General features: G+C 69.0%; 8 protein-coding genes. 7 read left to right on the top strand and 1 reads right to left on the bottom strand.

What is annotated here, in order from left to right; translation table 11 throughout:
• Positions 1-39 precede the first annotated feature (39 nt).
• The 4 genes from ACV530_RS22230 to ACV530_RS22245 all read left to right on the top strand — a co-directional run bounded on the left by ACV530_RS22230 (position 40) and on the right by ACV530_RS22245 (position 3,253).
• Complete coding sequence (locus tag ACV530_RS22230) at positions 40-849, top strand: ABC transporter ATP-binding protein (protein ID WP_494334338.1); 810 nt, start codon at positions 40-42, stop codon at positions 847-849.
• 59 nt (positions 850-908) lie between these two features.
• Complete coding sequence (locus tag ACV530_RS22235; protein ID WP_494334339.1) at positions 909-1,331, top strand: NfeD family protein; 423 nt, start codon at positions 909-911, stop codon at positions 1,329-1,331.
• 86 nt (positions 1,332-1,417) lie between these two features.
• On the top strand, positions 1,418-2,350 hold the full coding sequence (locus ACV530_RS22240; RefSeq protein ID WP_494334340.1) for an SPFH domain-containing protein: 933 nt from the start codon (positions 1,418-1,420) through the stop codon (positions 2,348-2,350).
• Between the two features lie 135 nt (positions 2,351-2,485).
• Positions 2,486-3,253: a sulfite exporter TauE/SafE family protein gene (locus ACV530_RS22245; RefSeq protein WP_494334341.1), complete on the top strand. Its 768-nt coding sequence runs from the start codon at positions 2,486-2,488 to the stop codon at positions 3,251-3,253.
• A gap of 298 nt (positions 3,254-3,551) precedes the next feature.
• Here ACV530_RS22245 and ACV530_RS22250 read toward each other — a convergent pair whose 3' ends face one another.
• Entirely contained in the window at positions 3,552-4,094 is a 543-nt protein-coding gene (locus ACV530_RS22250; protein WP_494334342.1) for a YbhB/YbcL family Raf kinase inhibitor-like protein, read from the bottom strand.
• A gap of 122 nt (positions 4,095-4,216) precedes the next feature.
• Here ACV530_RS22250 and ACV530_RS22255 point away from each other — a divergent pair, with 122 nt between their 5' ends.
• Genes ACV530_RS22255 through ACV530_RS22265 form a run of 3 tightly spaced genes read left to right on the top strand, consistent with a single transcriptional unit; the run spans position 4,217 to position 5,799 of the window.
• Complete coding sequence (locus ACV530_RS22255; RefSeq protein ID WP_494334343.1) at positions 4,217-4,663, top strand: guanyl-specific ribonuclease; 447 nt, start codon at positions 4,217-4,219, stop codon at positions 4,661-4,663.
• On the top strand, positions 4,660-5,091 hold the full coding sequence (locus tag ACV530_RS22260) for a barstar family protein (protein ID WP_494334344.1): 432 nt from the start codon (positions 4,660-4,662) through the stop codon (positions 5,089-5,091). The genes ACV530_RS22255 and ACV530_RS22260 overlap by 4 nt, the downstream gene beginning before the upstream one ends.
• Before the next feature lie 48 nt (positions 5,092-5,139).
• Positions 5,140-5,799 carry a DNA-3-methyladenine glycosylase gene (locus tag ACV530_RS22265; RefSeq protein ID WP_494334345.1) on the top strand — a complete coding sequence of 220 codons (660 nt, stop codon included), beginning with the start codon at positions 5,140-5,142 and terminating at the stop codon, positions 5,797-5,799.
• The last annotated feature ends 404 nt before the right edge of the window (positions 5,800-6,203 follow it).

Here is a 6,203-nt window from a genome sequence, read left to right on the forward strand (position 1 = left end):
GGGGGCTGCGCCGACAGGCGCCAGCGACGACGAACTGCAATGGGAGACAAGGCGCTCATGAGCGATGTGCTGGAACTGGTGGACGTATCCGTGGTCCGCGAGGGCCGGGCTCTGGTGGACCAGGTCTCCTGGTCGGTCAAGGAGGGCGAGCGCTGGGTGATCCTCGGCCCCAACGGTGCGGGCAAGACCACCCTCCTCAATGTCGCTTCCAGCTACCTCTTCCCGACCAAGGGCACCGCGAAGATCCTGGGCGAGAAGCTCGGCGCGGTCGACGTCTTCGAGCTGCGGCCGCGCATCGGTATCGCCGGCATCGCGCTCGCCGACAAGCTGCCGCGCAGCCAGACGGTGCTGCAGACGGTGCTCACCGCCGCGTACGGCATGACCGCCACTTGGCACGAGGACTACGAGGCCGTCGACGAGCAGCGCGCCCGCGCCTTCCTCGACGTGCTGGGCATGACGGAGTACCTCGACCGCAAGTTCGGCACGCTGTCCGAGGGCGAGCGCAAGCGCACGCTCATCGCCCGCGCGATGATGACCGACCCCGAGCTGCTGATGCTGGACGAGCCCGCCGCGGGCCTCGACCTGGGCGGCCGCGAGGACCTCGTACGCCGCCTGGGCCGGCTCGCCCGGGACCCGCTCGCGCCCTCGATGATCATGGTCACCCACCATGTCGAGGAGATCGCCCCCGGCTTCACCCACGTGCTGATGATCCGTCAGGGTCAGGTGCTGGCGGCGGGTCCGATCGAGCTCGAGCTGACCTCCCGGAACCTGTCCAAGTGCTTCGGCCTGCCCCTGGTGGTGGAGCGCCGCAAGGACCGCTGGACGGCGCACGGACTGCCGCTCTCCTGATCTGCCACGCCTGCGAGATGCCCTGTCCGTGACACGGCCCGCACGCCTACCATGACCATGTGAACACTTGGGCGTGGTGGCTCGTGGCCGCTGTCGGACTGGGCATTCCGCTGGTGGTGACCGCACTGCCCGAGTTCGGCATGCTCGCGGTCGGCGCCGTCGCCGCGGCTGTCACCTCGGGGCTGGGCGGCGGAACCGTGACCCAGTTCGTCGTGTTCGCCGTCGTCTCCGTCGCCCTCATCGCCGTGGTGCGGCCGATCGCCAACCGGCAGCGGTCGCGCCACCCCGTGCTGAGGTCGGGCGTGGAGGCGCTGAAGGGGAAACAGGCCGTCGTCCTCGAGCGCGTCGACGGCCACGGCGGCCGCATCAAGCTCGGGGGCGAGATCTGGTCCGCGCGCTCCCTCGACGGCGAGCGGACGTTCGACGTGGGGCAGCAGGTCGACGTCGTCGACATCGACGGTGCGACGGCGGTGGTGATGTGAGGGATCCGGGTCCGCCGCCTGCGCCGGACCGCAGGTTCTGAAAGACTCAACCCGCTCGACCAACGACAAAGGCACGAGGAGCCACGATGGCGATCATCATCGTCCTGATCATCCTGGTGGTGCTCGTCTTCATCGCGCTCATGAAGACGGTGCAGGTCATTCCCCAGGCCAGCGCGGCAATCGTCGAGCGTTTCGGCCGTTACACCCGCACACTCAACGCGGGCCTCAACATCGTCGTCCCCTTCATCGACTCGATCCGCAACCGCATCGACCTCCGCGAGCAGGTCGTGCCGTTCCCGCCGCAGCCGGTGATCACCCAGGACAACCTGGTCGTCAACATCGACACTGTCATCTACTACCAGGTGACGGACGCCCGTGCCGCCACCTATGAGGTGTCCAGCTTCATCCAGGCCATCGAGCAGCTCACTGTCACCACGCTGCGCAACATCATCGGCGGCATGGACCTCGAGCGGACCCTCACCTCCCGCGAGGAGATCAACGCGGCCCTGCGCGGCGTCCTCGACGAGGCGACCGGCAAGTGGGGCATCCGCGTCAACCGCGTCGAGCTCAAGGCGATCGAGCCGCCGACCTCCATCCAGGACTCGATGGAGAAGCAGATGCGCGCCGACCGGGACAAGCGCGCCGCGATCCTCACGGCCGAGGGCATCCGCCAGTCGCAGATCCTGACGGCCGAGGGCGAGAAGCAGTCCGCGATCCTGCGGGCCGAGGGTGAGGCCAAGGCCGCCGCGCTCCGCGCCGAGGGCGAGGCCCAGGCGATCCGTACGGTCTTCGAGTCCATCCACGCGGGCGACCCGGACGAGAAGCTGCTCTCGTACCAGTACCTCCAGATGCTTCCGAAGATCGCCGAGGGCGACGCCAACAAGCTCTGGATCGTGCCCAGCGAGATCGGCGACGCCCTCAAGGGCCTGAGCGGAGCCGTCGGCAACTTCGGCCCGAAGGGCGGCGGCGCGAGCCTCGCCAAGGAGACCCCGCGCCGGGAACAGCCCACGATCGACTGACGATTGAGGCACTCTCTCTTCTGAGGCACTTTCTCTTCGCACGGTGATCGATTTCCGGATCGGTCTCATGCATGATCAGTGCGGCCCCTCGACCTCCATGGCGGGGAGGCACCGTACTGATCGGAGGAGATGGCCTTGTCCATCTGGGAAGCAATCGCGGTCTTCGCGGCCGGCATCGGCGCCGGCACCATCAATGTCATCGTCGGCTCGGGCACCCTGTTCACCTTCCCGGTGCTGCTCGCCGTCGGCCTGCCGCCGGTCACGGCCAATGTGTCCAACACACTCGGACTGGTCACCGGCAACATCAGCGGCGTCATCGGCTACCGCCGTGAACTGCGCGGCCAGCGCGCCCGGCTCGTCCGCTTCTGCGGCGTCGCCCTGGTCGGCGGCCTCGCCGGCGCGATCCTGCTGCTCGCGCTGCCGCCCAGGACCTTCGCCACCGTCGTGCCCTGGCTGATCGGGATGGCCCTGGTGCTCGTCGTCCTCCAGCCCCGGCTCGCCAGGGCGCTGGCCCGCCGCCGCGAGCGCAACGGCACCGACGCCCACGCCGACGGAGGCCTCGCCCTACTGGCCGGTCTGCTGCTCGCGAGCGCGTACGGCGGCTACTTCGGCGCCGCCCAAGGGGTCATGTACCTCTCCCTCATGGGCATCCTGCTCAACGACGATCTCCAGCGCATCAACGCGGTCAAGAACGCCCTCGCCGTCGTGGTCAACGGTGTTGCCGCGCTCTTCTTCCTCTTCGTCGCGCACATCGACTGGCGTGCGGTGCTGCTCGTCGCCGCGGGCTCCACGCTCGGCGGTCAGATAGGCGCCAAGGTCGCCCGCCGTCTGCCGCCCACGGCCATGCGCGCCGTCATCGTGGCGGTGGGTGTGGTGGCCATCGTCGAACTCCTGCTCCGCTGACGGGAGTTCACGGAGCCCGCGGAGTTCACGGAGCTCACCTGGAAACGGGGAACGCTCCGGGCCCTTCCCCCGTGTGACGTGGGCCCGGAGCGTATGGCAGCGGACGCGGTCGCCCGGAGCCGGCTCCGGACTCCGGCGGACGGGTGGGCGAGCAATACGCCCTCCCGCCCCCGCCACTGCGGTGTCCACTGCCCGACGGCCACTGTCGAAGCCGTCGGCCGGCTACCACTGTGCGACGCCGGGCGAGAGGGCGCAACGCATTTTCCGTACGCGCGTTTTCCGTGCGCGCACGGGGAGTTCAGCCCGCCGCGGGCGCCTCGTACACACCGATGAGCTGAGCGCGTGCCAGGGCGTGGAAGCGAAGGTGGAAGCCCACGACGGCCGGCGAGGCGTCCGTGTCGGGGCCGAGCACCTCCCGGTCCACCGCGTACACGGTGAACACATAGCGGTGCGGGCCGTCCCCGGCGGGCGGGGCGGCGCCGCCGAAGTCCCGTGTCCCGTAGTCGTTGCGGACGTGCACCGCGCCCTCGGGCAGCCCCTTCATGTCACCGCTCGCGGCACCGGCCGGCAGCTCCGTCACGGTCGCGGGGATGTCGAAGAGCACCCAGTGCCAGAATCCGCTGCCGGTCGGCGCGTCCGGGTCGTAGCAGGTGACGGCGAAGCTCTTCGTATCGGCGGGGAAGCCCTCCCAGCGCAGCTGGGGCGAGACATTGCCGCCGCTGTACACCTGACCGCTCTTCAGCCGCTCGCCCGGTGCCACGTCATCGCTCACCACGGTGAACGAGGGCACGGGCGGGTGGAAATCATGGGGGAGCGGCCGCAGCTTCTGTGCGTCGGACACAGAGACACCTCCTGAACGCGGAGACGAAATGGAGGTGCCAGCCTAACGACGAGGTGTCAGTGCGAGCTGCGACCATACGAGGTGTGCTGAGAAGTGTGTTCCGACGACCGGCAAGCCGTGCCATGCGCACGCTGACCGTGCTCCTTGCTGCCCTGCCCCTGCTCCTGCTCCCCGCCTGCTCCTCCGGCGGCGGCCACGGCAAGTCCGGAAAGGCCACCGCGACGGCCGCCGGCACCGCGGCACCGCCCGTGTCCGGCACGTCCGGTGGCGTTCCGTCATGGGCGAAGGGCATGAAGACCGTCACACCGGACAAACTCCCTGCCGAAGCCCGCCGTACCCTCGAACTCATCGACAAGGGCGGCCCGTTCCCGTACTCCAGGGACGGCATCGTCTTCGGCAACTACGAAAACCGCCTGCCCAAGCAGTCCCGCGGCTACTACCACGAGTACACCGTCCCCACCCCCGACGCCCGCAACCGCGGCGCCCGCCGCATCATCACCGGGAACCACTCCGAGCGCTACTACACCAGCGACCACTACAAGACCTTCGAAGCGGTGGTGCACCCATGACCGGCCAACTGCCCGCCCCTGGCGTCGCCGGACTCATCGACGGCTCCGTCGCGCCGGGGATCTACCGGCTGCCCCTGACCGAGACGCCCGCTCACGCCACGGCCCTCGCCGCCGACGCCGGCTGGCGCACGGCCCGGCTCCTCCTCGACGGCATCGGCGACAAGGCCGCCTTCCTCGACAGGTGCGCCGCCGACCTGGACTTCCCCGGATGGTTCGGCCACAACTGGGACGCCCTCGCTGACTGCCTCATGGACCTGTCGTGGTGGCGGAAGGACGGCGAGCCCCGTGGCTATCTGCTGCTGGCGGAGGACTGGGACACCTTCCACAAGACCGCCCCGGAGGAGGCACGTACGGCAGAGGAGATCCTCACCGACGCCGTCGACTACTGGGCAGGCCAGGACACACCCTTCGCGGTGCTCCTCGCCTGATGACGGTGTCCCTGCCACGCAGACGGCACTCCATTACGCTCGGTCCGCATGACCGCGCCTGATCGCATGCCGCTCGCCCGCGCCTTCTTCGACCGACCGGTGCTGGAGGTGGCCCCGGAACTGCTGGGGCGCACCCTGGTCCGCACCACACCCCAGGGGCCGATCGAGCTCCGCATCACAGAGGTCGAGGCCTACGCGGGCGAGCTGGATCCGGGATCGCACGCCTACCGGGGGCGTACGGAGCGGAACGCCGCGATGTTCGGACCGCCCGGGCACGCCTACGTGTACTTCATTTACGGGATGTGGTTCAGCCTCAATCTGGTCTGCGGCCCCGAAGGCACGGCGAGCGGCTGTCTGCTGCGCGCCGGCGAGGTGATCAGCGGCGCGGACCTCGCACGCGAGCGCCGTCCCAAGGCGCGCAAGGACCGGGAACTGGCCCAGGGCCCCGCCCGCCTCGCCACCGCCCTCGACGTCGACCGCGCCCTCAACGGCACCGACGTCTGCGCCGGTCCGGACTCCCCGCTGATCGTCCTCGAGGGCACCCCCGTCCCCGCCGACCTGGTCCGCAACGGTCCTCGTACGGGCGTGGGCGGAGAGGGGGCCACCCATCCCTGGCGCTTCTGGGCCGACGGCGAACCGACGGTCAGCCCGTACCGGGCCCATGTGCCCCGACACCCGCGCAAGAAGGGTGCCACGGCCGGTGCTTGACTCTTCGGCGGCGAGGGCCTAACGTAGCCCAAGCCGCTGGAGACGGGCAACGCCATGGGCGTGGACCGATGGGCGGCGCAACCACCACTACGAGGAAATCCCCGGATCGGGGTCTGTTTCGCTGTGCCGAAATTCGACTTCGATTGGCTCGATTAGGAGCCGCCGAGGAATTCCGCTAAAGTAGTGGACACGCCGGAAGGCGCGAAGGAAAAGAAAGAAACCCCGATCCAACAGGGGGCCGGAGCCGGAAATCGGATCTGGTAAGGTTGGAAACAACGAAGGGAAGCGCCCGGAGGAAAGCCCGAGAGGGTGAGTACAAAGGAAGCGTTCGTTCCTTGAGAACTCAACAGCGTGCCAAAAGTCAACGCCAGACTATAAAACAACCCCGTCCCCTTGTGGGATGA

It is taken from the genome of Streptomyces sp. SX-6 (assembly GCF_059089585.1).